The organism is Amycolatopsis arida, assembly GCF_900115565.1.
Taxonomy (GTDB): domain Bacteria; phylum Actinomycetota; class Actinomycetes; order Mycobacteriales; family Pseudonocardiaceae; genus Yuhushiella; species Yuhushiella arida.
Map to the genome: position 1 here is coordinate 648,945 of NZ_FOWW01000002.1, position 23,884 is coordinate 672,828.

Consider the following 23,884-nt stretch of genomic DNA (forward strand, 5'->3'; position numbering starts at 1 on the left):
GCGCGTCAGGGCACAACCGCCGGCGAGGAGCACATCAGCGCACGGCCACCGACAGCGCCTGCGCGATCTCCTTGCCCAGCGCGTGTGTGGCCGAGTCGGGCGGCGAGCCGACGCGGACCACGATCGGCCCGCCGAACGGCTGCCGCTCCACCACCTCGATCCGCTGCCCCAGGCCGATCGACCGGTCGGCCAGGTACCGCAGCAGCTCCGGATCGGTGTCCCACACCCGCACGATCTCCCCCACCTGCCCTGGTTCCAGCTCGTCGAGCAGGTGCGTGCTCAGCTCCTCCACGCTGCCGTCCGCCGCCGGGATCGGGTCGCCGTGCGGGTCGCGCTGCGGGTTGCCGAGCTTAACCGCGATCCGCTCGACCAGCCGGTCGGACACGGCGTGCTCGAGCTGGTCGGCCTCGGCGTGCACCTCGTCCCAGGTGTAGCCCAGCTCGGACACCAGGTAGGACTCGATCAGCCGGTGGCGGCGCAGCACCGACCTGGCCAGCAGCCGCCCCTCACCGGTGAGCTCGATACCGCGGTAGGGCACGTGCTCCACCAGCCCCTGCTGCGCGAGCTTGGTCACCATGCCCGACGCCGACGACGGGCTCACCGCCATCCGGGCGGCCAGCGAGGTGTTCGTGACCGGCTCACCACGCTCCGCGAGGCCATAGATGACCCGGACGTAGTCCTCGATGGAGGACGACCGGCGGTTCGAGCTGTCAGCCATACCGCATACGATACGGCGCCGCCACCGGCCGGGGGCTCAGCCGGCGTGCGGCCGCCAGCGGTAGCGCACCCACCCCGGCACCTGCTCGGCGCCGAGGTCGGCGTAGAACGCGGCCGCCTTCTCGTTGCCCACCTGCATGTCCCACTCGACCCGGCCGGGCGTGCGGCGGCGCAGCTCGTCCAGCAGCTCCCGGCCGAGCCCGTGCCGCCGGTACCGCGGCCGGACGAAGATGTCGTCCAGCCAGATCCCGGGCTTGGCCTCCCATGTGGAGAAGTTCCAGCAGCAGAAGGCGAACCCGGCCACCTCGCCCGGCTCGCCGGGCGGCTCGGCGATGAGCACCCACGCCTTGGGGTCCGGCCCGAACAGGTGACGCTTCATCTCGCCCCGGTCGAGCACCAGCTCGTCGTTGCCCTCGTAGCGGGCGTGCTCCTCGATCAGCGCGCAGATCTCCTCGACGTCGCCGACCTCGGCGTCGCGCACCGGCACCGGCTCCTCCTCTCAGCTCGCTTCGTACACCAGCTCGCCACCGACCACGGTGCCCAGCACACGCACGGTGTCCAGGTTCGCCTCGTCGGTCGGGTCCGCGGACAGGATCGCGAGGTCGGCGAGCATGCCGGGGGCCAGCGTGCCGAGGTCGCGCTCGCGAAACGCCGCGTACGCCGACCCCTCGGTGTACGCGCGCAGCGCCTCGGCGGGGGTGAGCCGCTCGGCCGCGCCCAGCGGATGCCCCTCGGCGGTGCGCCGGCGCACCATGTCGGCGATGCCGAGCAGCGGTGCCCCGTTCACCACCGGCCGGTCGGAGCTGCCCGGCAGCACGCACCCCGCGTCGAGGAAGCTGCGCAGCCGGTAGCACCAGTCCTCGCGTTCCGGGCCGAGCGCGGCCCGCATGCCGTCGCCGATCTCGTTGACGAACCGGCCCTGCGGCACCGGGACCAGCCCCAGCTCGGCGACCCGGCGCAGCTCGCCGGGTGGCAGCACCCCGCAGTGCTCGATCCGGTGCCGGTGGTCGGCGCGTGGGCGCTCGGCCAGCGCCGCGGCGTAGGCGTCCAGCACGCACGAGATCGCCCGGTCACCGATGGCGTGCGTGGCGACCTGCCAGCCGGCGGCGTGCGCCCGACGGATCGTCTCGGCCAGCTCGTCCTCGGGCACCTGGAAGTAGCCCCGGTTGCCGGGATCGCCGGCGAAGTCGTCGTGCATGGCGGCGGTCCGGCCGATGAGCGAGCCGTCGGCGAAGATCTTCACCGCGCCGAGCCGCAGCCAGTCGTCGCCGAAGCCGGTGCGCAGCCCGAGGTCCAGTGAGTAGGCGACGTCGTCGGAGTCGGCGTGCTCGACCTCGTGCAGCACGCTCGCCGCGACCATGAGCGTGCCGCGCACCCGCAGCACGCCCGCGTCCCGTGCCCGCTGATAGGCCGCCACCTCGCACGGCGTCTCGCCGACCAGCCCGCCGCCGACCCCGGCCTCCTGCACGCTGGTGATGCCCTCGGTGAGGTAGTGCGCGCTCGCCCGGTCGATCGCCCTGACCACGGTGTCGATCGGCGTCGGGTAGATCAGCGGGCGGAGCAGCAGCTGGGCCTGCTCGCGCAGGAGCCCGGTGGGTGAGCCGTGCTCGTCGCGCACGACGTCGCCGCCCACCGGCACGGTCGCCAGGTCGAGCTGGTCGAGCACCGCGGAGTTGACCACGGACATGTGCCCGGAGGTGTGCTTGAGCCGGACGGGGTGACCGGGCGCGGCGCGGTCGAGGCCGTGCCGGGTGGGGTGCCCGCCGGCCAGCTTGTTCTGGTCGTACCCGCTGCCGACGATCCAGGTGCCCGGCGGCTGGGTCGCGGCCCGCCGGGCGACGGCGTCGTAGACCTCCTCCACGCTGGCGCAGTGCGCGGCGTCCAGCGGCAGCTCGTCCAGGGCCATGCCGAACCAGGCCATGTGGTTGTGCGCGTCGTGGAAGCCGGGCACCACGGTCGCGCCGCCGAGGTCGACCCGGCGCCGCGCGGTCAGCGCGACCGCGTCCGCGCCGAGCGCGACGATCCGGCCGTGCAGCACGGCCAGCGCGTCCTCCCGCCCACTCGGCGCCAGGACCTGCGCGTTCTCGAAGACGGCGTCCACCCGCATGCCAGCAACCCTATCGATCGATCGATCGATTCGTCTAGAGTTGCCGGCATGACCGAGGCAACCCCGCACAGCACCGGGCCCACCGGTTCCGGCACCGTCGAGCTGACCGCCGAGGGTGGGGTGGCCGTGCTCCGGCTGAACCGCCCCGACCGGCTCAACGCCGTCTCCCCCGCGCTGGTCGGCGACCTGCTGACGGCGCTGGACGCCGTGAGCTCCGACCCCGGCGTGCGCGCGGTCGTGCTCACCGGCAACGGGCGGGCGTTCTGCGCCGGGCACGACCTGAAGGAGCCGGCCGCCGGCGGCGACTCGCGGGCCCGGATCGAGCGGCTGCAGGAGGTGACCCGGCGGCTGCGTGGCTGCCCCGCGCCGGTGATCGCCGCGGTGCACGGCTACGCCATCGGCGCGGGCGCGGAGTTCGCGCTGGGCTGCGACCTGGTGCTGGCCGCCGACGACGCGGTGTTCGCCTTCCCCGAGGTCGGGCTCGGGCTGAGCGTCACCGGCGCCGCGTCCCGGCTGCTCCCGCTGCTGGTCGGCCCGCTCAAGGCCAAGGAGCTGGTGCTGCTCGGCGAGCGGGTCGACGCGGCCACCGCGCTGCGCCTCGGCCTGGTCAACGACGTCGTCCCGGCCGGCGAGCTGACCGACCGGGCGCTCGACTGGGCGGGCCGGATCGCCGAGCGCCCCGCGGCCGCCGCCACGCTCGCCAAGCGCGCGCTGGACCACGGCATCGACGGCGCCCTGGACGCCGCGCTGGAGCTGGAGGTCAGCCACGCGCTGATCACCGAGCGCTCGGCGGAGGTGGCCCGCTCGACGGCCGAGTTCCGGGCCCGCTCGGAGGACGCGCGGTGAGCTCGGCGATACCCGACGACCTGGTGAGCTTGGTCCGGCGCGCGGCGCGGACCTGGCCGGACCGCACCGCCTGGGTGTTCGACGAGACCGGCACCCGGATCACCTTCGGCGAGATCGACGAGCGCAGCGACGCACTGGCCGGAGCGCTGGCCGGGATCGGCGTCGCCACCGGCGACCGGGTGGCGGTCATGCTGCGCAACGTCCCGGAGTTCCCGCTGATGTGGCTGGCGCTGGCCAAGCTCGGCGCGGTGCTGGTGCCGGTCAACGTGAGCTACCGGGAGCTGGACGGGCGGCACGTGCTGGCCCACTCCGGCACCCGGTTCGCCGTGACCACTCCGGAGTTCCGCGCGCTGCTGGAGCGGATCGCGCCGGAGACCGCCGTGGAGCGCGTGCTCGACGTCGCCGAGCTGCGCGGTGCCGGGCCGGTGCCCGGCCACGTCGCGGTGCCCGAGCGGCCGGTGAACATCCAGTACACCTCGGGCACCACCGGCGCGCCGAAGGGCTGCGTGCTGCCGCACCGCTACTGGACCACGCTGGCCCGCGGCCTTGCCACCGAGTTCCCCGCGGTGAACGACACCGACGTGCTGCTCACCGCGCAGCCCTTCCACTACATCGATCCACAGTGGAACGTCGCGCTGGGACTGGCCGCGGGCGCGACCCTGGTGGTGCTGGACCGGTTCCACCCCAGCACCTTCTGGGGCAAGGTGCGCGAGCACGGCGTCACCTGGTTCTACTGCCTCGGTCTGATGCCCACCCTGTTGCTGCGCACCCCCGAGTCGCCGGAGGACCGGGCGCACCGGGTGCGGGCGATCAGCGCGTCGGCCATCCCACGCGAGCTGCACGCCGAGCTGGAACGGCGCTGGGGGGTGCCCTGGTACGAGGCGTTCGGCATGACCGAGACCGGCGGCGACATCCGGATGTCCCCCGCCGACCACGACGAGACGGTCGGCACCGGCTGCCTCGGCCGGCCCGCGCCGCACCGGGAGGTGCTGATCGCCGACGGCGACGGCCGGCCCCTTCCCCGTGGCGAGACCGGGGAGCTGCTCCTGCGCGGCACCGGCCTGATGCACGGCTACCACGACGACCCGGCGGCGACCGAGCGGGCGTTCCGCGGCGGCTGGTTCCACACCGGCGACCTGGCCAGGATGGACGAGCACGGCAGGGTGTTCTACGTGGGTCGGACGAAGGACATGATCCGGCGCAGCGGTGAGAACGTCTCGGCCGACGAGGTGGAGCGGGCCCTGCTGCTGCACCCCGGCGTGCGGTTGGCCGCCGTGCTCGGCGTGCCCGACGAGCTGCGCGGCGAGGAGGTCAAGGCCTATGTGGTGCTCGCGCCAGCGTACTCGGCGCAGCGGCTGCCGCCCACGGAGCTGGCCGACTTCTGCGCCACCAAGCTGGCCTACTTCAAGGTGCCGCGGTACTGGACCTACGTGGACTCCCTGCCACTGACGCCGTCGGAGCGGGTGGCGAAGGGGGAGTTGCGCAAGGGAGTGACCGACCTCCGGGTGGGCGCCTACGACCGGGTGGAGGACACATGGCGGTGAACACCGAGCCGACCAGCCGCGAACGCGTCCGCCGCGCGGCGCTGAAGCTGTTCGCCACCAAGGGTTTCCACGGCACCGGCATCCGCGACGTCGCGCAGGAGGCCCGGCTGTCCTCGGCGAGCCTGTACCACTACATGGGCACCAAGGAGGAACTGCTCGCCGGGCTGATGCGGGAGGCGCTGGAACGGTTGCTGGCCGCAGCGTCGGCGGCCGTCGCCGGGGTCGACGACCCGGTGGAGCGGCTGCGCCGGCTGGTCGCGCTGCACGTCACGACGCACGCCCGGCAGCCGGACGAGACCAGGGTGGTGGACAACGAGGTGCGCGCGCTGTCCCCGCGGACCCGGCGCGCGGTGGTCCGGCTGCGGGACGACTACGAGCGGTTGTGGGCGGAGGCCATCGACGACGGGGTGCGCTCCGGGGCGTTCGCCACCGACCACCCCGCGGTGACCAGGCTGGCGCTGCTGGAGATGTGCAACGGAGTGGCCAGGTGGTACTCGCCGCGCGGGGCCGTCCCGCTCGATCGGCTCGCCGAGCACTACGCGGGGCTCGCGCTGCGTGCCCTCGGCCACACCGAGTCCCTCGCGCGGGCGGAAAGACCCTGAACAGGCGATCGCCACGCCGGCAACGCTTGCCCCGACAGCGCCGCTGGGGGACGCTCGAAGGGTGACTGAGGAAACGATCCAACTGGAGCTCACGGAGTCCGGACTCGCACCCGGGCTCCCGGTACCGTCCAACCCTCGGGACCAGGTGCACGACGTGCCCTACCGGCCGGTCGAGTTCCGCGACGACGACCTGCCCGCGGCGCTGGAGCGCTGCGCCGCGTGGCTGCGGGAGGCACAGGCGTGGCTGGGCGAGCCGGTGGACGTGCTCGCCGTGCACCTCGACTACGACGACCGCGAGGGTTCGCCCTACTACGACCTGAAGCTGCTCTGCAACGAGGAGGACCTCGCGGGCGTCCCGATCGCCCTGCGGGCCCAGCGGGAACGCAACCGCGGCTGACCACCCGCCGCACTCGACGCCACCAAGGCCCCCGATGGGCCCGCTGCGCGACAACCGCGAGGCCCGCGCGGTAGGGGAGCGCTCAAACGCGACCAAGGGGGCCTTGGTGGCATGTCCGTGCCGGAGGGGCCGCTCAGCCGAGTCCGCCGCCGACTTTGACGTGGCCCTTGAGCAGGTTGCGGGCGATCGTCCGGCGTTGGATCTCGTCGGTGCCCTCGTAGATCCGCAGCAGCCGCAACTCGCGGTACCACCGCTCGATCGGCAGCTCCCGGGTGTAGCCCATGCCGCCGTGGATCTGCAGCACCCTGTCGACGATCTCGTTGGCCTTCACCCCACCGTAGAGCTTCGCCACCGACTGCGCGTGCCGGGAGTCCATTCCGGAGTCCACCTGCCACGCGGCGTGCAGCACCAGCCAGCGCAGCGCCTCGATCTCCACACCGCAGTCGGCGATCATCCACTGGATGGCCTGCCGACTGGCGATGGGAGCGCCGAACGTCTCCCGGGTGTTGGCGTGCTCGATGGCCATGCCGAGCAGCCGCTCGCAGGCGCCGATCGCCCGCGCCGGCAGCAGGTAGCGACCGCGGCCGATCCACTGCATCGCCAGCGCGAAGCCCTGGCCGAGCTCGCCGAGGATCTGCCGCTCCGGCACCCGCACGTCCTCGAAGATCAGTGACGCGGGGCCCCACTCGCCCATCGTGTCGATGTACTCCGAGCGCCAGCCCATGTCCCGGTCGACCAGGAAGCAGGTGACCCCGCCGTCGGCGCCCTTCTCCGGGTCGGTGATGGCGAACACCATGGCGAAGTCGGCCTCGTTGCCACCGGTGATGAACGTCTTCTCGCCGTTGATGACCCAGTCCGCGCCGTCCTTGCGCGCGGTGGTGCGGATGGCCTTGGCGTCCGAGCCGGCGCCGGGCTCGGTGATCGCGAAGCAGGACCGGCGCTCACCGGCGATGGTCGGCAGCAGGTAACGCTCCCGCTGCTCAGCGTTGGCGTGGAAGAGGATGTTGTCGGCGGAGCCGCCGAACTGGAACGGCACGAAGGACCGGCCCAGCTCGACCTCCAGCAGCGCGGTCAGCACCGCGGACAGGCCCATCCCGCCGTACTCCTCGGGGGTCTGCACGCCCCAGAAGCCGGACCGCTTGGCCTTGAGCTGCAGCTCGGTCAGCTCGTCGCGGGTCAGCCCCGGCCGCCCGGCGCGCTCCCTGCGCAGCACCTCCTGCTCGAGCGGCACCAGCTCGCGCTGGACGAACGTCCGCACCCAGTCGCGGACCTCGCGCTCCTCGACACTCAGGCTGAAATCCATCTGGCTCGGCTCCTCACGAACTGCCCCCCTGACGATTCCTATACTAAGCGGTCGCTTAGTAGGCACGGTAGCGGACGGCCGTGGTGGCGGCCCGCCCCGGGCTGCCCGTAGGTTCGACGCCGTGATCGAGTGCGCGGTCTGGTGGAGCACGCCACTGCCCAACGCCGAGGAGTTCCTGGCCCTGCTGACCGCCGAGGAGGTGGAGCGCCACCGCGGCTACCGGCAGGAGGCCGACCGGCGGCGCTTCCTGACCGGTCGGGTGCTGGCCAAGACGCTGGCCGGCGAGCGGCTGGGCCGGCCGCCCGCCGCGGTGGTGTTCGACGCCACCTGCGACGACTGTGGGAAGCCGCACGGCGTGCCCAGGGTGCCCGGCTCGTCGCTGCGGCTGTCGATCTCGCACTCCGGCGAGCGGATCGGGGTGGCGCTCACCGAGGCCGCGCCGGTCGGGCTCGACGTCGAGACCGTGACCCGCGGCGCCGACGACTCGCTGATCGACTACGCGCTGAACGACACCGAGCGCGGCGCGCTGCGGGCCCTTCCCGACGCGGACCGGACGGACGCCTTCTTCAGCTACTGGACGCGCAAGGAGGCGGTGATGAAGGCGACGGGGCGGGGGCTGCGGATCCCGCTGCGCAGCCTGACCCTGTCGGCGCCGGGGACGCCGGCGGCGCTGCTCGCGTCGACCGACGCCGCGCTCTCCCCCGCCACGACCCGGATGGCCGACCTCGAGCCCGGCGAGGGCTACCGCGCCGCGGTGGCCGTGCTGGGCGACGGCGAGCTGCGGGTCACCGAACGGTGGTGGCGCGGCTGACCCTCCCGCCCGGCCACTGACGCGTGGTCGCGACGGCGAACTCGCCGTCAGCGAACGCGGGACTCACCGTCGGCGAACGTAGCTCTCGCGGTCAGAAGTCGAGGTCGAGGCCCATGGCGCGGAGCAGGGTCTGGAACTTGGCCGAGGTCTCGGCCAGTTCCGCGGCCGGCTCGGAGGCGGCGACGATGCCGCCGCCGGCGTACATCCGCAGCGAGTGGTCGGCGACCTCGGCGCAGCGGATGGCCACCGCCCACTCGCCGTCGCCGGCGGCGTCGACCCAGCCGACCGCGCCGGCGTAGTACCCGCGGTCGAACGGCTCCAGCCTCCTGGCCAGTCCGCGCGCGGTGTCGGTCGGCGTGCCGCAGATGGCCGGCGTCGGGTGCAGCTCGGCGGCCAGCCGCAGCGCGCTGATGTCCGGGTCGACGAGCTCACCGGCGATGGTGGTGCCCAGGTGCCACATCGTCGGGGTGGCGGCCAACGACGGGGTGTCCGGCGCGGTCAGCGAGCGGCACAGCGGGCGCAACGCCTCGAGCACGGCCTCGCGCAGGACGGCGTGCTCGGCGTGGTCCTTCTCCGAGGCGAGCAGCGCCTCGGCGTTGGCGGCGTCGGTGGCCGGGTCCGCCGAGCGGGGCGCCGAGCCGCCGTGCGGGTGCGCGAACACCCTGGTGCCGCGGCGGGAGATCAGCAGCTCCGGCGTCGCGCCGACGAGCACCCTGCCGGCGGGAAGGCCCGCCGCGTACGTGTAGCCCTCAGGGTTGTCCCGCACCAGGTTGCGCAGGACGGCCTCGGCGGGGACGGGATCGGCGAACTCGACGTCCAGCGCCCTGGCCAGCACCACCTTGCGCAGGTCGCGGTGGCGCAGCTCGGTGAGGGCGCGCGCGACGGCCTCCTCGTGCCGCGCGGGGTGCGGTACCGCCCGGACGCCGATGGGCACGCCGACCGTGCGCCGGGTGAGGGTGGCCGCGGCGGGGTGGGCGGGGCCGGCGATCCGGACGTCCCGGGGCACCACGATCCGGGTGGGGCTGGTGCCGCTGGCGGTGGTGTCGAACGGCAGCACCCCGACGGCGAGCGGGGCGCCGAGGTCGGTGAGCTCAGCGGCGACGGTGTCGGCCAGCCGTGCCGGGTCGACGGCGGTGAGCACCTCCCGCCGGCCGATGCCGAGGATGGTGTGCTGCCTGGTGGCGAAGAAGAAGTCGCCGGCGACGTAGGAGTCGAGCAGCCGTTCCGGGGTGAGCGGGTGGGTGTCCCTGCGCTCGTGCGTCACCGTCACGGCACCTCAGCTCCTTCTCGCGGGTCGGGCGCCACCTCGTGGACGGCGCCGGCGCCGCGCTGCCGCGGTGGATGTCCCATGCGGCCGCGGCGCCACCCACTAGTGCAGCATGCCGCGGTGGGGAGCAGCAGCATCGCCGGCACGCATAGTGACGCGCCTCGCACCCGCGCGAGCTCGCCCGACCGGTCGGCCCGTGCGGGAAGCTTCCCGCACGGGCCGACCGGTCGGGCTGATGCCGGGACGACCTACTTCAGCGCCTGGATCAGCGCTTCGCGCTGGCGCTCACCGAGGCCGCCGGCCCGCCGGTCGGGGTCGATGCCGGCCTGCTCGAGCAGGGCGTTCACCTTCACCGTGCCGAGACCGGGCACCGCCTTGAGCAGCTGGGTGACCTTGGTCTTGCCGATGGTCTTGTCCTCCTTGGCCCGCTGGAGCACCTTCTCGATGCTCTGCTTGCCGGACTTGATCGACGCAAGCAGCTCGGAGCGCGCCTTGCGGGCCTCGGCCGCCTTGGCCAGGGCTTCCGCCCGCTGCTCCGGAGTCAACGTAGGCAGAGCCAACGCACTAGTCCTTCCTTCTCAGTGTCCACCCCATCTCGGCGCCGGCGGTGTCGGTGTCCGTGTCGGTGCACGCCCACCGGGGCGCCGACCGGGGCCCTCAGCGGCAACCGCCTCCCTGCTTGCTGACGCAAGCGCTGGTAAAGCCGTCGCTACCAGGGCCCAGTAAACGCCACCCGGGTCGACTCGGGAAATCGACACGCACGTTCGACCCGGTAGGGGCACCCGGCGGGGTCACGCCACGACCTGCTGTGATCGCCCACCCGGGTGACTGGGCCGGGAGCGCACCCCACCCCGGACCGCATGGCGGGGGTGGCGGTGGGCCCAGCGACTCTCCGTCACCGTTGTGCACAGTGCACATGCCGGGCCTGGCCTGCGCCGATTAGAGTCGCCCGTGACCTGGTTCACTCGTCGAGCGCACGACCTACCGCGGGAGTTGCCCCATGTTGAGCACGATGCAGGACGGCCAACTGTCCCTCGCGACCCTGCTGCGGCACGGCAGCACCGTTCACGCGGAGAGCGAGATCGCCACCTGGACCGGGGCCGGTTCCCGCCGCACGACCTTCGGCGAGGTCGGCCGGCGCGCCGCCCAACTCGCGCACGCCCTGCGCGGCCTCGGGGTGACCGGCGACCAGCGGGTCGGCACGTTCATGTGGAACAACGCGGAGCACTTCGAGGCCTACGTCGCGATCCCCGCGATGGGCGCGGTGCTGCACACCCTCAACATCCGGCTCTTCCCCGACCAGCTGGTGTACGTGGCCAACCACGCCGAGGACCACGTGATCATCGTGGACGGCACGCTGGTGCCGCTGCTGGCCAAGCAGCTGCCGAGGCTGGAGACCGTCCGGCACGTCGTCGTGACGGGCGGCGACGCCGGCGCGCTGGAGGCGCCGGAGGGCGTGCGGGTGCACGACTACGAGGAGCTGCTCGCCGGGCAGCCGGACACCTTCGAGTGGCCCGAGGTGGACGAGCGCTCCGCGGCCGCCATGTGCTACACCTCCGGCACCACCGGCGATCCGAAGGGCGTCGCCTACTCGCACCGCTCGATCTGGCTGCACTCCATGCAGGTGTGCATGAGTGACAGCATGCGGCTGGCGCAGGACGACAGGGCGCTGGCCATCGTGCCGATGTTCCACGCGATGTCCTGGGGCCTGCCCTACGCCGCGCTCATGGTGGGCACGTCGCTGGTCATGCCGGACCGGTTCCTCCAGCCCGGCCCGATCGCGGAGATCCTCGCCGCGGAGAAGCCGACCTTCGCCGCGGCGGTGCCGACCATCTGGCAGGGCCTGCTGCAGCACCTCGAGGCCAACCCGCAGGACATCTCCCACCTGCGCGAGGTCGTGGTCGGTGGGTCGGCCGCGCCGCCGGCGATGATGCACGCCTTCGAGGAGGAGCACGACGTGCCCGTGTTGCACGCGTGGGGCATGACCGAGACGTCCCCGCTGGGCAGTGTCGCCCGCCCGCCCGCGTCGGCCACCGGGGAGGAGGCCTGGCGGTACCGCTACACGCAGGGCCGGTTCCCCGCGTCCGTGCAGGCCCGGCTGATCGGCGACGACGGCAGGGAGATGCCGTGGGACGGCACCAGCGTGGGAGAGCTGGAGGTGCGGGGCCCGTGGATCGCCGCGTCCTACCACGGGGGCCGGTCGGTGGACCCGGAGAAGTTCCACGACGGCTGGCTGCGCACCGGCGATGTCGGCACGATCACCCCGGACGGGTTCCTCACCCTCACCGACCGGGCCAAGGACGTGATCAAGTCCGGCGGCGAGTGGATCTCCTCGGTGGACCTCGAGAACGCGGTGATGGCGCACCCGGCGGTGGCGGAGGCCGCGGTGATCGGCGTCCCGGACGAGAAGTGGGACGAGCGGCCGCTGGTGGCCGTGGTGGTCCGCGAGGGGCAGCGGGTGACCCCGGAGGAGCTGCGCGAGTTCCTCACCGGCAAGGTCGCGAAGTGGCAGCTGCCGGAGAACTGGACGTTCGTCGAGGAGGTGCCCAAGACCAGCGTCGGCAAGTTCGACAAGAAGCGGCTGCGCGCCTTCCACGCCGAGGGCAGGCTCGACATCACCCACCTGTAGCCCGCCCGAACGCCATGAAGGTGGCCTTCATGGCGTTCTCCCGTTAGGCCGAACGTGATAATTCTTCGGGTTTTGCTTCCGTGGTGTTTCCCGCTCGGCTAACCTCGGGCGGCACCGTGCGTGGTACCGCCGAGGACATCGAGTGACCGGGGAGCGCCATGGCCGAGTTGAGTCGACGTGGGTTCGTCACCGCCGCCGGGGTCTCCGGCATCGGCCTGCTGCTGAGCACGTCGACCGCGCACGCGCTCGATCGGGCGCTGCGCGAGTCGGTCCGGCGCACCGTCGACCCCGCGGGCACCACGCTGGAGTCGGTGGCCACCCCGGTCACGCCGGGCCCGGCGTACTCCCGGCTCACCGCGGGGCCGGGCTGGCCCCTGGTGGTGCGCGAGGACCTCGCCCCCGCCGCCGCGGGCCGGGACGACCGGCGCACCGCGCTGGCCTCGTTCGCACAGTTCACCGACCTGCACATCACCGACGCCCAGTGCCCGGCGCGGTTCGAGTACCTGCACCCGTTGGTCGGCTCCGCACACCGTCCACAGGAGACACTCGGCCCGGTGGCGACCACCGCGCTGGTCAACAGGGTGAACGCGCTGGCCGGCGGACCGGTCACCGGCCGGCCGCTGGACTTCATGATGACCACCGGCGACAACACCGACAACCACGAACACGTCGAGCTCGCCTGGTTCCTGGACATCCTCAACGGCGGCACGGTCACCCCGAACACCGGCGACCCCAGCCGATACGAGGGCGTGCAGGACTCGGGCTCCGCGCACTACTGGAACCCGGGCCGCGCGCTGGACGACGCCTACACCCGCAAGGGCTTCCCGCGGGTGCCCGGCCTGCTCGACGCCGCCATCAGCCCGTTCACCTCGCCCGGGCTGCGGATCCCGTGGTACTGCACCTTCGGCAACCACGACGACACCCCGGTCGGCACCCTGCCGGCCGGCATCCCCAGCATCGAGCACTGGTACACCGGCCGGTACAAGGTGATCGGCAAGGACGACGGCGCCAGCAGGGCGCTGGCCGACGCGCTGCGCACCCCCGGCGCGTCGGTCCCGGTCACCCAGCTCTTCGGCGGTTCCGGGACCGTCCGCGAGGTCACCCCGGACGAGCGGCGCCGACCGTTCACCACCGCGGAGTTCGTCCGCGCCCACCTGGACCCGGCCAACACCGGACCAGGGCCGGTGGGGCACGGGTTCACCGACGGCAACGCCGACGGCAGGGACGTCTACTACACGTTCCGGATCGCCCCCGGCATCACCGGGATCAGCCTGGACACCACCACGCTCGGCGGGTTCGCCGACGGCTCCATCGGGCTCGGCCAGTACCTGTGGGTGGAGCGGACGCTGCGCAGGGCCAGTTCGACGTACTACACGGCGTGGGGCGGCAGGGTCAGCCAGGACGTGACCGACGAGCTGTTCATCCTGTTCAGCCACCACACCAGCGGCACGATGGGCAACGTGCTGCCGGACCTGCGGCACCCGCTGGAGCCGCGGCTCACCGGGCCGACGTTCGTCGACCTGCTGCACCGCTTCCCGAACGTGCTGGCCTGGGTGAACGGGCACACCCACCAGAACGCGCTGATCCCGCACACCGGCAGGACACCGCGGCAGAGCTTCTGGGAGGTCAACACCGCCTCGCACATCGACTTTCCGCAGCTGGCCAGGATCATCGAGGTCACCGACAACGCCGACGGCACCCTCTCGCTGTTCACCACGCTGGTCGAGGCCGAGGCGCCCTACGCCGCCGACTACGCCGACACCGCCGCGCGGGCGCTCGCCGCGCACTACCGGGAGCTGTCCTACAACGACCTGCACGCCGAGGCCGGGAGGGCCGGCGCGCCCGGCGACCGCAACGCCGAGCTCGTGCTGACCCACCCACTGCGGTGACGCCCTTACCTCCCGGGTAGTCGACCGGCGACTACCCCGGGGGCAGACTCTCCGACATGATCGACACCGAGGGCACCGCCCTGTTCCACCGGACCATGCCGTTCACCGAGCGACTCGGCGTCGAGGTGCTCGCCAACTCCGCCGAGCTCGTGCGCGGCCGGATCGCCTGGGCGGAGTCGCTGTGCACGCTGGGCGGGGTGCTGCACGGCGGCGTACTGATGGCGCTGGCCGACAGCACCGGCGCGGTGTGCGCGTTCCACAATCTGCCGGAAGGGGCGGGCGGCACCACGACCATCGAGTCGAAGACGAACTTCCTGCGCGCCGTTCGGGAGGGGTACGCGACGGCGTCGGCCCGCCCGCTGCACGCCGGCCGGGCGGTGGTCGTGGTGGAGACCGAGGTCCACGACGACGCGGGGCGGCTGGTGGTGAAGACCATTCAGACGCAGGCGGTGCGCTGACCGCGCGGATTTCGGGGTCAAGTGTTTACACGACAGCTCCGGCGAGCGAAAATCCTTGCCAATCGTTTCGGTAGCGGCCATGGACGAGGGTTGGAGCGGCATGCGCGGACGGCTGATCACGACGGCGGTGGTGGCGGCGCTGGCGACGGTGGCGGTGGTCGTGCCCACCGCGAGCGCCGACCCGAGCGGCGGTGAGGAGGCCATCGACTACCAGGAGTGGACGTGGCCGCGGGACTTCGCCCGTGGCACGCCGGAGGGCGTGTCGGTCGGGTCGCGCGGGCTGCGGCTGGTCCGGCCAATCGGCACCGTCGAGCGCACCGAGCCGACACTGGGCACCACCCGCACGTACGAGTACGCGACGTGGACCTCGCCGGAGTACCGGCACGGGTTCGGGGCGACCGAGCTGGTCGCGTCGTGGAACGCGCGGACGCCGGAGCGGACGTGGTTGCAGGTGGAGACCAGGGGGCGAACCGAGGCCGGCGCGGAGACGGCGTGGTACGTGCTCGGCCAGTGGGCGCACGGCGACGAGGACATCCGGCGCACGACGGTGGCCGGGCAGCGGGACGAGCACGCCTCCGTCAGCGTGGACACCCTCGTCACGCGGCCGGGCGTGGCGCTGCGGTCCTACCAGGTGCGAGTGACGCTGTACCGGGAGGCGGGCAGCCGGGTCACGCCGACGGTCCGCTCCGTGGGGGCGATGGTCTCGGCGGTGCCCGACCGGTTCACCGTGCCGATCTCGCCGCCGGGCAGGGCCCGCGGCATCGAGCTGCCCGTCCCCCGGCACGCCCAGAACCTCCACAAGGGACAGTATCCGGAGTACGGCGGGGGCGGGCAGAACTGGTGCAGCCCGACGTCGACGCAGATGGTGGTGGAGTACTGGGGGCGTGGGCCGAGCCGGGAGGAGCTGTCCTGGCTTCCCGCCGACTACGTCGACCCGACGGTGGCGCACGCGGCGCGCCACACCTACGACTACTCCTACCGCGGCACCGGGAACTGGCCGTTCAACACCGCCTACGCGGCGCGGTACGGGTTGCGCGGGCACATCACCCGGCTGCACTCGCTGGCCGAACTGGAGGAGTACATCGCCCGCGGGATCCCGGTGATCACGTCGCAGTCGTTCCTGTCCAGCGAGCTGGACGGCGCCGGCTACGGCACGGCGGGGCACATCATGGTCGTGGTCGGGTTCACCGAGAACGGGGACGTGATCGTCAACGACCCGGCCTCGAACACGAACGAGGGTGTGCGCAACGTCTACCCGCGGGCGCAGTTCGAGACGATCTGGCAGCGAACCAAGCGGTACGACGCGAACGGTAAGGTGGCGAGTGGGCCGGGAGGGATCGTCTACCTGATCCGCCCGTGACCCGGTCCACGCGCCCAGCCCGCCCGTTCGTCGACCCGTGAACATGCCGTTGTCGAGCCTGCCTCCGCCGTTCGCCGAGACCGACTTCCCGGCCGACCCGTACCCCGGTGCGCGGCCCGGATGCTCGTTCGTCCAGCACGACGGCCGGTGCTTCCCGCTGCGCCCCGCGCCGGGGGGTTGGCGCGCCGGGGACGTCGACCTCGACGACTGGTTGGTCCATTGTGGAGCAAATGGGATCGCCGGGCGGTCGCCGGTGCTGGCGTACGGGTCGAACGCGTGCCCCGACAAGATCGGCTGGCTGCGGGCGAACCTCGGGTTGGCCGGGCCGGTGGTGGTGCTGCGGGCGGAGTGCCGCGACCTGGCCGCGGTGTGGGCGTACGGGCAGCGGGTGCGCGACGACCAGCGGCCGGTGACGTTGGCGGCGCTGCCCGGCGTGGTGGAGTGGCACGCGGTGTGGCTGGCCACGCCGGAGCAGGTGGCCGTGCTCGACCGCTGCGAGGGGCGCGGGTCGCGCTACCACCTGGCGCGGGTGCACGGCGGCCGGGTGTGCCTGGAGAACGGGGCGGTGGTGGGCGCGCCGCTGGCCTACGTCGCGGCGACGGAGCGCCGGATGCCACTGCTGGTCGCCGGACGCCCGGTGCGCGCCGCCGAGGTGGCCCAGCACGAGGTGCGCGAGCTTCCCGGCACCCCCGCCGGCACCCACGGTTTGGACGTCACCCTCGTCTGACCGGCGCCCCGCCGTTCGACGCTTGCCATGAACGCGCACCATGAACCCGCACCGAAACCAGCGCGAATTCGACATCCCGCCCTTACCCAGCCCCCACCCTGATCCCGGGGGCCGGCCCCGAGCCCAGTCTACCGGGGTTCGGGGGGCACGACGGCGTGTCGGGGAATCTGTGGACAACTCGGGGCGCCAACGGTCCAGCCGGGCCCGTGTGGGCGGGCTCCAGTGCGGAATTCGCTCCTGTGAGTGACTCGGCCGGTTGCGTCGCCGTCCACAGCGGTCAATCGTGGAGGTGCGGCCGCGAACACCTCTCGACGAGCACAGCGAAGGGAAGCGGTAGCGATGACCCGTGAACTGCACGCGCAGGACCTGGTCGGCACGCAGGTGACGGACCGGGACGGCAACAAGATCGGCAAGATCGGCATGGTCTACCTCGCCGACGACACGCACCAGCCAGAGTGGGTGACGGTCAAGACCGGACTGTTCGGCCAGAAGGAGAGCTTCGCCCCGCTGGCCGGGTCCAGGCTGGACGACGAGGGGCTGCACGTCGCGGTCGACAAGGGCAAGGTCACCGACGCGCCCCGGATCGACTCCGACGGGCAGCTCTCCGCCAGGGAAAGCGAGGAGCTGTACCGCTACTACGGGATGACCATGCGAAACCGGTCCACCGGACCCGGCGGGGTCCCCCGGCAGGAGCGGCAGGACACCGCCCCGGGTGGCCGGCACCGCACCGGCACCCAGGGGGCACCCCCGGCCGGGACCCAGGCGCGGGCCGGCGGGCGACGGCAGCCCGCCCGCGAGGACGAGCGCGACACCATGGTTCGCTCGGAGGAGCGCCTGCGGGTGGGCACCGAGCAGGAGGAGACCGGCCATGTGCGGCTGCGCAAGTACGTGGTCACCGACGAGCAGCAGGTGAACGTGCCGGTGCGCCGCGAGGAGGTGCGGATCGAGCGCGAGCCGATCAGTGAGGCCGACCGCGGGCGGGCCGGCACCGCCGAGATCGGTGAGGAGGAACGGGAGGTCACCCTGCGCGCCGAGCGGCCGGTGGTGCGGACCGAGTCCGTGCCGGTCGAGCGGGTGCGGATGGGCACCGAGCAGGTCACCGAGGAGCAGACCGTCTCCGGACAGGTGCGCAAGGAGCGCATCGAGGTCGACGACGACACCCGGCGGGACACCCGACGACGGGGCCGACGGTCCTAGCTGTTCCAGGACCGGCGCCCCGGAGGGACGTGGTGCCGGGTGGATCCGCGAGACCGCCCGCCCCACCCGGCCCACTTCCGTCCTGACACCGACCGGCCGGCGGCCGGCGGCCCACTGGCCGTGGCTGCTGGCCACGACACCGGCGGCCGGCACGGGCACCGTCACGGGCGTGCCGCTGGTGTCGCGCATCGGCGGAGCCCGCCTGCGCCACCGCGAAGGCTGACCTTCGTCGCTGAGCAGGCCGGCGTGATCGAGATACTGGACACTGTGGACGGCCGCACCACGCTTCGGCCCTCCGGCAGGCAACGCGCCGCACCGCCGACTCGACCGGCCTTCGTACCGACCGGCGCCCGCGGACACCGGCAACCCATGACCGAGCAGGTCGGTGCGGCACCGGTCCAACTCGCCACACGCACCATCACGACGCCGGCGACCCATGACCGAGTGCACCGTGGTGAGCAGCCCAGCCGCACCAGCCGAACGCGCCGCTCTCGAGCCATCGCGGCACGCGATACCGCCGGCCCCGTGAGCGACGGCGGCGTGCCCCTACTCGTACGCCCGACCCAGCGGCTCCCGCCACGTCGCGACCGGCTGACCCCGGCGCTTCCCTCGAACGGGTGGAGCTCGGAACGAACGGAGCCGCCGGCCCCCTGAAACGCCTCGAGTTGTCCACACTTCTCCGAACCCTCTTCCGCACACCCCGACCAGCGATAAGGTGGAAGCGGGGCCGGTCCCCCGGAGCGGGTGGGGGCTGCTCCAAGGGGTTCTTCGCGTTGAACGGGGTTCTCCGCGTCTAACAGGTTCTTCGCGTTAAACGGGGCGTCTCACGGGTTCTTCGCGTCTCACGGGGTTCTCCGCGCGAACTTCGACGGTACTCGCGCGATGTCCGATCTCGCTCCCGCTGTTGGGAGTCTGCTCTCGGGTGCTTCGTGACCCAACACCTGCCCAACCTGCCACCCCACCACCACGACACCCAGGTGTCCGAGCGAGCGCATCACGGTGGGCAACCCGACTGCATCAGCCGAACCCGCCGCCCGAGCCACCGCAGCCGGCGGGCACCGGCACCCCGTGGTCGAAAGCGGCCACGCCGGACCCGACGTCGGACGGGCAGCGTGGGCGGACTCGGCGGTCAGCGCAGCAGCTTGCCCGGGTTGAGGATCCCGGTCGGGTCCACCGCCCGCTTCGCCGCCGCCAGCACGGAAAGGCCGACCTCACCCACCTCGGCACCCAGGTACGGCGCGTGGTCCACCCCCACCCCGTGGTGGTGCGAGACCGTCCCGAGTGGACCGTCGGCGATGGTGGCGCACGCGGCCGCCTTGGCCCGCTCCCACTGCCCGATGGGGCCGGCGCCGTCCCGGGCGGCGAGCACGGTGAAGTACAGCGACGCCCCCGTCTCGTAGGCGTGCGAGAGGTGGCACATCACCACCGGCCGCGCCAACGCGCCACGCAGCGCCGCCCGCACCCGCGCGTACAGCTCCGGCAACCGCGACCAGTACGCGGCCGTCTCCAACGTCTCCACGCACACCCCGAGGTCGAGCAGCGCGTCCCGCTGCCGCGGCCCGGAGAACCGCCCCCGCCGCCACGCCTCGCCGGGACCGGCACCCAGCGCCACGGCCCCCGCTGCCCGCAACCGCCGCACCGTCTCCCGTCGGCGCGCGGCCACCGCGCGCGCTGACGGGCCGTCCCAACCGAGCACCAGCAGGCACGGCTCGGCCACCCGCCGCGCCGCAAGGTAGGCGCGCAGCGCCGCCGCCTTCCAACCCGCGTTCAGCGCCAGCGACACCCCGGTCTCGTCCACGTCGGACAGGCGGGTGACGTCGGCGAGCAACCCGTCCTGCGCCAGCGCGCGCACCACGCCCACGGCCCGCTCCCAGCCGTCCACGACGAACCCCTCGAACCGCCGCACGCCGGGAACCGGGCGCACCCGCACCGCCACCTCGGTGATCACCCCGAGCGCGCCCTCGCTGCCCACCGCGAGGTGCCGCAGGTCCGGCCCCGCCGCCGACGCCGGCGCCACCCCCAACCGCCACTCACCGCTCGGGGTGGCCAGCCGCACCCCGGTCACCATGTCCTCGAACCGCCCGTAGCCCGCCGACGCCTGCCCCGCCGACCGGGTGGCGGCTAACCCCCCGATCGTGGCCCGCTCGAACGACTGCGGCACGTGTCCCAGGGTGAACCCGTGCGGAGCGAGCAACCGCTCCGCCTCCGGCCCGCGCACCCCCGCCTGCAACACCGCGATCCGCGACTCGGGGTCCACCGACACCAGCCGGTCCAGCCGCTCCAGGTCCAGCGCGACCACCGCCGCCTTGTCGCCACGCAGCGCGGCGACCCCGCCGACCACCGACGTCCCACCGCCGAACGGCACGACCCCCACGTCGTGGGCGGCGCACACCTCGAGCACCCGCTGCACCTCCGCGGGGTCCGCGGGCAGCACCACCGCGTCCGGCACGGACAGCCCGGACGCCGGATGCCGCCTGCGCAGCAGGTCGAGATAGGACAGTCCGCCGGCGCGGTCCAGCCGCTCGGCGCGGTCGGTGGTCACCTGCTCGGCACCCACCACGCCGGCGAGCGCGGCACGCGCGCCGGACGGCAGCCGGGAGTCCGGCACGGCCAGCGCCGAGTCGGGCGCGACCGGTGCGTCCGCCCCCAGCGGGCCGATACGCTGGGTGAGCCAGCGCACGGCCTTGTCCGGAAGGTGTGCCGCGGCGGCGCCCTCGGGTGTCCAGGCCCCGCGCAGCCGGTGGTCAAGGATCTCGGTCACCGCTACAGTGTGACACATGGAGGACAAACGTCACACGGGTCGGGGCACCAGCGCACTGGCCGACGTCCGGAGCCGGGCCGCGGCCAGCCGGGTGTCCGACGACGTCCTGCTCGACGCGGCGCGCACTTGCGTGCTCGCCGCCGGTGTCCGCAGGACCACCCTCACCGAGATCGCGCGCACCGCCAGGGTCAGCCGGATGACGCTGTACCGCCGGTTCCCGGACGTGCGCAGCATCCTGGCCGCGTTGATGACCCGCGAGTTCGGCGCCGTGCTCCGCACCGCCAGCGCCCGCGGCAGCGGCGCCACCGCCAGGGAACGCCTGGTGAATACCGCGACGGCCGCGGTCCGCGAGCTCGTGGCCGACCCGCTGATGCGCACCGTGCTCGACCTCGACGCCGAGCTGGTCATGCCGTACGTCGTTCGCCGGCTCGGCGCCACCCAGCGGCTCGCCGAGCAGGTGCTCGCCGCGCACGTGGCGGCCGGCCACGCCGACGGCTCGATCCGGCGGGGCGACCGGGCGACGCAGGTGCGTGCGGTGCTGCTGGTCGCCCAGTCGTTCGTCCTGTCGCTGCGCCCGGCGACCGCCGACCTCGCCGAGGCGGACCTGCTGGCCGAGCTGCGGCACCTGCTCGACGCCGCGCTGCGCCCCGACCCGGCCGCCCGATGACCCCGGCGTCGACCCCGGCGGCACTGAACGCCCGCCGCCGGGAGATCGAGCTCGACCGGCTGGCCGGCGGGGAGACGGTGGACGTGCTGGTCGTCGGCGGCGGGGTCACCGGCGCCGGGATCGCGCTGGACGCCGCCGCCCGCGGGCTCTCGGTGGCGCTGGTCGAGGCGCACGACCTCGCGTTCGGCACGTCGCGCTGGTCCAGCAAGCTGGTCCACGGCGGACTGCGCTACCTCGCGAAGGGCGACGTCGCGCTGGCCCGGGAGAGCGCGGTGGAGCGCGGCGTGCTGATGACCCGCACGGCCCCGCACCTCACCCGCCCGATGGCCCAGCTGTTCCCCTGCTACGACGTCCCCGGCGGGCGAGCTCGGCGGGCGCTCGTCGCGGCGGGACTGCACGCCGGGGACGCGCTGCGCCGCCTCGCCGGCACGCCGTCGGCGGTGCTGCCCCGGCCGCGCTCGGTGCCGGCCCCCGAGGCGCTCGCCCTGGTGCCCGGCCTCGCCCGGCCCGGCCTGCGCGGCGGGCTGCTCTCCTTCGACGGCGCGCTGACCGACGACGCCCGGCTGGTCGTGGCGCTGGCCAGGACCGCGGCGGCGTTCGGCGCGCGGGTGCTCACCCGGCTGCGCGCGCTGGACGCCGACGGCCGGCGGGTGCGCGCCCGCGACGAGGTGACCGGCCACGAGGTGGAGCTGCGCGCCCGGCAGGTGGTCAACGCGACAGGCGTGTGGGCCGGTGAGCTGGCGCCCTCGGTGCGGCTGGCGCCGTCCCGCGGCTCACACCTCGTGCTGGACACTCACGCGACCGGGCTCGGCGACACGGCCGTGCTGGCGCCGGTGCCCGGCGAGACCAACCGGTTCGTCTTCCTGCTGCCGCAACCGGACGGACGCACCTACCTCGGGCTCACCGACGAGCCGCTGCCGGGGCCCGTCCCGGACGTCCCGGACGTCCCACCCTCCGATGTGGACTTCCTGCTCGAGGTGGCCTCGACCGTGCTCGCGCGGCCGCTGACCGAGCGGGACGTGCTGGGCCGCTTCGCGGGGCTGCGACCGCTGCTCGAGGGGACCGGGAGGAGCGCCGACCTCTCCCGCGAGCACGCCGTGCTGACCGGCGAGAGCGGGGTGATCACCGTGGTCGGCGGCAAGCTCACCACCTACCGGAAGATGGCCGAGGACGCGGTGGACACGGCGGTGGCCGCGGCCGGGCTGCGCGTCGGGCCGTGCCGGACCTCCCGGTTGCCGCTGGTCGGCGCCGCGCCCCGCGCCGCCCTGTCCACTGTGGAAGCACCGGAGCGGTTGGTGGCCCGGTACGGCACCGAGGCGCCCCGGGTGGCCGCGCTCGGCGAGGTCGATCCGGCGCTGGCCGCGCCGCTGTTCCCCGGGTGCCCGGTCACCGCGGCCGAGGTGGTGTGGGCGGTGCGGCACGAGGGCGCGCTCGACGCCGCCGACGTGCTGGACCGGCGGACCCGGCTCGGTCTCGTCCTCGCGGATCGCGCTGTGGCCGAGGACACCGTGCGGGACCTCGTCGAACGCGCCCGCGCCGGCCTCGCGGTCCCCTAGAGTGCGCAACGTCCCTATGCTAGGCGCTGCCCGGCCGCGCGGAACGCCGCCGGCACCGGCAGCGACCCGAGGAGAGTCCCTTGGCTGACCGTGCCCTGGAGATCGACCACGTGTCGAAGCGGTACGGCGACATCGTCGCCCTCGATGCCGTCACCTTCGACGTCCGTCCCGGCGAGCTGTTCGGCTTCGTCGGCAGCAACGGCGCCGGCAAGACCACCGCGATGCGCATCGCGCTGGGAGTGCTGGCCGCCGACGCCGGCGAGGTGCGCTTCGCCGGGCAGCCGATCACTCACGAGACCCGCACGCAGATCGGGTACATGCCCGAGGAGCGCGGGCTGTACCCGAAGATGAAGGTGCTGGACCAGCTCGTCTACCTGGCCCAGTTGCACGGCCTGTCCACCAACGAGGCACACCGCAGCGCCGAGCACTGGATCGCCCGGCTCGGGCTGGCCGAGCGGCGCGGTGACGAGGTGCAGAAGCTCAGCCTCGGCAACCAGCAGCGGGTGCAGCTGGCCGCCGCGCTGGTGCACGACCCGGCGGTGCTGGTGCTGGACGAGCCGTTCTCCGGGCTCGACCCGCTCGCCGTCGACGTGATGAGCGACGTGCTGCGGGAGAAGGCCGCCGGCGGTGTCCCCGTGGTGTTCTCCAGCCACCAGCTCGACCTCGTGGAACGGTTGTGCGACCGGGTCGGGATCATCCGGAATGGACAGATGGTGGCGGTGGGCGGCGTCGCCGAGCTGACCGCCGGCGCCGACACCCGGCTGACCGTCGCGGCGCCGGAGGCGCCCTCCGGCTGGGCCGCCTCGGTGCCCGGGGTGCGGGTGCTGAACGAGAACGGCGGCCGGACCGAGCTGGAGCTGCAGCCCGGCGCCGACGACCAGGTCGTGCTGTCGGCCGCGCTCGCCACCGGACCGGTGACCGAGTTCCGCCGGCACCGCTCCTCGCTCACCGAGCTGTTCCGCAGCGCCGTCTCCGACGACCGCACCGGCGAAGGGACCGTCCAGTGACCACCCCCCACCGTTCGATCACCCCGGCGGCCGCGGTCC

At 73.5% G+C, this 23,884-nt stretch carries 21 protein-coding genes; 14 read left to right on the forward strand and 7 right to left on the reverse strand.

Going from position 1 to position 23,884, the window contains the following annotated elements; all coding sequences use genetic code 11:
* Positions 1–34 precede the first annotated feature (34 nt).
* From BM051_RS07855 to BM051_RS07865, 3 genes are read right to left on the reverse strand one after another with little or no spacing between them, the layout of a single operon-like run.
* Positions 35–718, reverse strand: a complete 684-nt coding sequence (locus BM051_RS07855) for a metal-dependent transcriptional regulator (protein WP_092529335.1) — start codon at positions 716–718, stop codon at positions 35–37.
* Between the two features lie 36 nt (positions 719–754).
* On the reverse strand, positions 755–1,204 hold the full coding sequence (locus tag BM051_RS07860) for a GNAT family N-acetyltransferase (protein ID WP_092529336.1): 450 nt from the start codon (positions 1,202–1,204) through the stop codon (positions 755–757).
* A 12-nt stretch (positions 1,205–1,216) separates the two neighbouring features.
* Positions 1,217–2,824 (reverse strand): amidohydrolase, encoded by a 1,608-nt coding sequence (locus tag BM051_RS07865; RefSeq protein WP_092529337.1) that lies wholly within the window; start codon positions 2,822–2,824, stop codon positions 1,217–1,219.
* Between the two features lie 48 nt (positions 2,825–2,872).
* Between BM051_RS07865 and BM051_RS07870 the strand changes: the two genes are divergently transcribed.
* The 4 genes from BM051_RS07870 (at position 2,873) to BM051_RS07885 (ending at position 6,213) form a co-directional block, all read left to right on the forward strand.
* The gene (locus BM051_RS07870; RefSeq protein ID WP_092529338.1) at positions 2,873–3,670 is read left to right on the forward strand and encodes an enoyl-CoA hydratase/isomerase family protein; all 798 of its coding nucleotides are present in this window, start codon (positions 2,873–2,875) and stop codon (positions 3,668–3,670) included.
* An 8-nt stretch (positions 3,671–3,678) separates the two neighbouring features.
* Complete coding sequence (locus tag BM051_RS07875) at positions 3,679–5,214, forward strand: ATP-dependent acyl-CoA ligase (protein ID WP_092529670.1); 1,536 nt, start codon at positions 3,679–3,681, stop codon at positions 5,212–5,214.
* Complete coding sequence (locus BM051_RS07880) at positions 5,205–5,816, forward strand: TetR/AcrR family transcriptional regulator (protein WP_092529339.1); 612 nt, start codon at positions 5,205–5,207, stop codon at positions 5,814–5,816. The genes BM051_RS07875 and BM051_RS07880 overlap by 10 nt, the downstream gene beginning before the upstream one ends.
* Positions 5,817–5,877: 61 nt before the next feature.
* Entirely contained in the window at positions 5,878–6,213 is a 336-nt protein-coding gene (locus tag BM051_RS07885; protein ID WP_092529340.1) for a hypothetical protein, read from the forward strand.
* A 133-nt stretch (positions 6,214–6,346) separates the two neighbouring features.
* Here the strand turns inward: BM051_RS07885 and BM051_RS07890 are convergent, their stop codons facing one another.
* Positions 6,347–7,516, reverse strand: a complete 1,170-nt coding sequence (locus BM051_RS07890) for an acyl-CoA dehydrogenase family protein (RefSeq protein ID WP_092529341.1) — start codon at positions 7,514–7,516, stop codon at positions 6,347–6,349.
* Positions 7,517–7,637: 121 nt separating this feature from the next.
* On the opposite strand from BM051_RS07890, the gene BM051_RS07895 reads away from it, so the two are divergent.
* Positions 7,638–8,327, forward strand: a complete 690-nt coding sequence (locus tag BM051_RS07895; RefSeq protein WP_092529342.1) for a 4'-phosphopantetheinyl transferase family protein — start codon at positions 7,638–7,640, stop codon at positions 8,325–8,327.
* A gap of 91 nt (positions 8,328–8,418) precedes the next feature.
* Here the strand turns inward: BM051_RS07895 and BM051_RS07900 are convergent, their stop codons facing one another.
* A complete protein-coding gene (locus BM051_RS07900; RefSeq protein ID WP_243859222.1) occupies positions 8,419–9,597 on the reverse strand; it encodes an isochorismate synthase in 1,179 nt (392 codons plus the stop codon).
* A gap of 245 nt (positions 9,598–9,842) precedes the next feature.
* Positions 9,843–10,154 carry an integration host factor, actinobacterial type gene (mihF, locus tag BM051_RS07905; protein ID WP_092529343.1) on the reverse strand — a complete coding sequence of 104 codons (312 nt, stop codon included), beginning with the start codon at positions 10,152–10,154 and terminating at the stop codon, positions 9,843–9,845.
* A 440-nt stretch (positions 10,155–10,594) separates the two neighbouring features.
* Here mihF and BM051_RS07910 point away from each other — a divergent pair, with 440 nt between their 5' ends.
* From BM051_RS07910 to BM051_RS07935, 6 genes are all read left to right on the forward strand, one after another.
* Positions 10,595–12,223, forward strand: a complete 1,629-nt coding sequence (locus BM051_RS07910) for a long-chain fatty acid--CoA ligase (RefSeq protein WP_092529344.1) — start codon at positions 10,595–10,597, stop codon at positions 12,221–12,223.
* Positions 12,224–12,381: 158 nt separating this feature from the next.
* Complete coding sequence (locus BM051_RS07915) at positions 12,382–14,112, forward strand: TIGR03767 family metallophosphoesterase (RefSeq protein WP_092529345.1); 1,731 nt, start codon at positions 12,382–12,384, stop codon at positions 14,110–14,112.
* Positions 14,113–14,168: 56 nt separating this feature from the next.
* Positions 14,169–14,570 carry a PaaI family thioesterase gene (locus BM051_RS07920; RefSeq protein ID WP_092529346.1) on the forward strand — a complete coding sequence of 134 codons (402 nt, stop codon included), beginning with the start codon at positions 14,169–14,171 and terminating at the stop codon, positions 14,568–14,570.
* A gap of 100 nt (positions 14,571–14,670) precedes the next feature.
* Positions 14,671–15,930 (forward strand): peptidase C39 family protein, encoded by a 1,260-nt coding sequence (locus tag BM051_RS07925; protein WP_092529347.1) that lies wholly within the window; start codon positions 14,671–14,673, stop codon positions 15,928–15,930.
* A 43-nt stretch (positions 15,931–15,973) separates the two neighbouring features.
* The gene (locus BM051_RS07930; RefSeq protein WP_092529672.1) at positions 15,974–16,657 is read left to right on the forward strand and encodes a hypothetical protein; all 684 of its coding nucleotides are present in this window, start codon (positions 15,974–15,976) and stop codon (positions 16,655–16,657) included.
* Positions 16,658–16,996: 339 nt separating this feature from the next.
* On the forward strand, positions 16,997–17,854 hold the full coding sequence (locus tag BM051_RS07935; RefSeq protein WP_092529348.1) for a PRC and DUF2382 domain-containing protein: 858 nt from the start codon (positions 16,997–16,999) through the stop codon (positions 17,852–17,854).
* A 1,129-nt stretch (positions 17,855–18,983) separates the two neighbouring features.
* Here BM051_RS07935 and BM051_RS07940 read toward each other — a convergent pair.
* Positions 18,984–20,615: an FAD-binding oxidoreductase gene (locus BM051_RS07940; RefSeq protein ID WP_092529349.1), complete on the reverse strand. Its 1,632-nt coding sequence runs from the start codon at positions 20,613–20,615 to the stop codon at positions 18,984–18,986.
* Positions 20,616–20,631: 16 nt separating this feature from the next.
* Here BM051_RS07940 and BM051_RS07945 point away from each other — a divergent pair, with 16 nt between their 5' ends.
* The 3 genes from BM051_RS07945 (at position 20,632) to BM051_RS07955 (ending at position 23,845) form a co-directional block, all read left to right on the forward strand.
* A complete protein-coding gene (locus BM051_RS07945) occupies positions 20,632–21,282 on the forward strand; it encodes a TetR/AcrR family transcriptional regulator (protein ID WP_092529350.1) in 651 nt (216 codons plus the stop codon).
* Positions 21,279–22,838: a glycerol-3-phosphate dehydrogenase/oxidase gene (locus tag BM051_RS07950; RefSeq protein ID WP_092529351.1), complete on the forward strand. Its 1,560-nt coding sequence runs from the start codon at positions 21,279–21,281 to the stop codon at positions 22,836–22,838. Before BM051_RS07945 ends, BM051_RS07950 begins: the two co-directional genes overlap by 4 nt.
* 80 nt (positions 22,839–22,918) lie before the next feature.
* Positions 22,919–23,845 carry an ABC transporter ATP-binding protein gene (locus tag BM051_RS07955; protein WP_092529352.1) on the forward strand — a complete coding sequence of 309 codons (927 nt, stop codon included), beginning with the start codon at positions 22,919–22,921 and terminating at the stop codon, positions 23,843–23,845.
* Positions 23,846–23,884 lie beyond the last annotated feature (39 nt).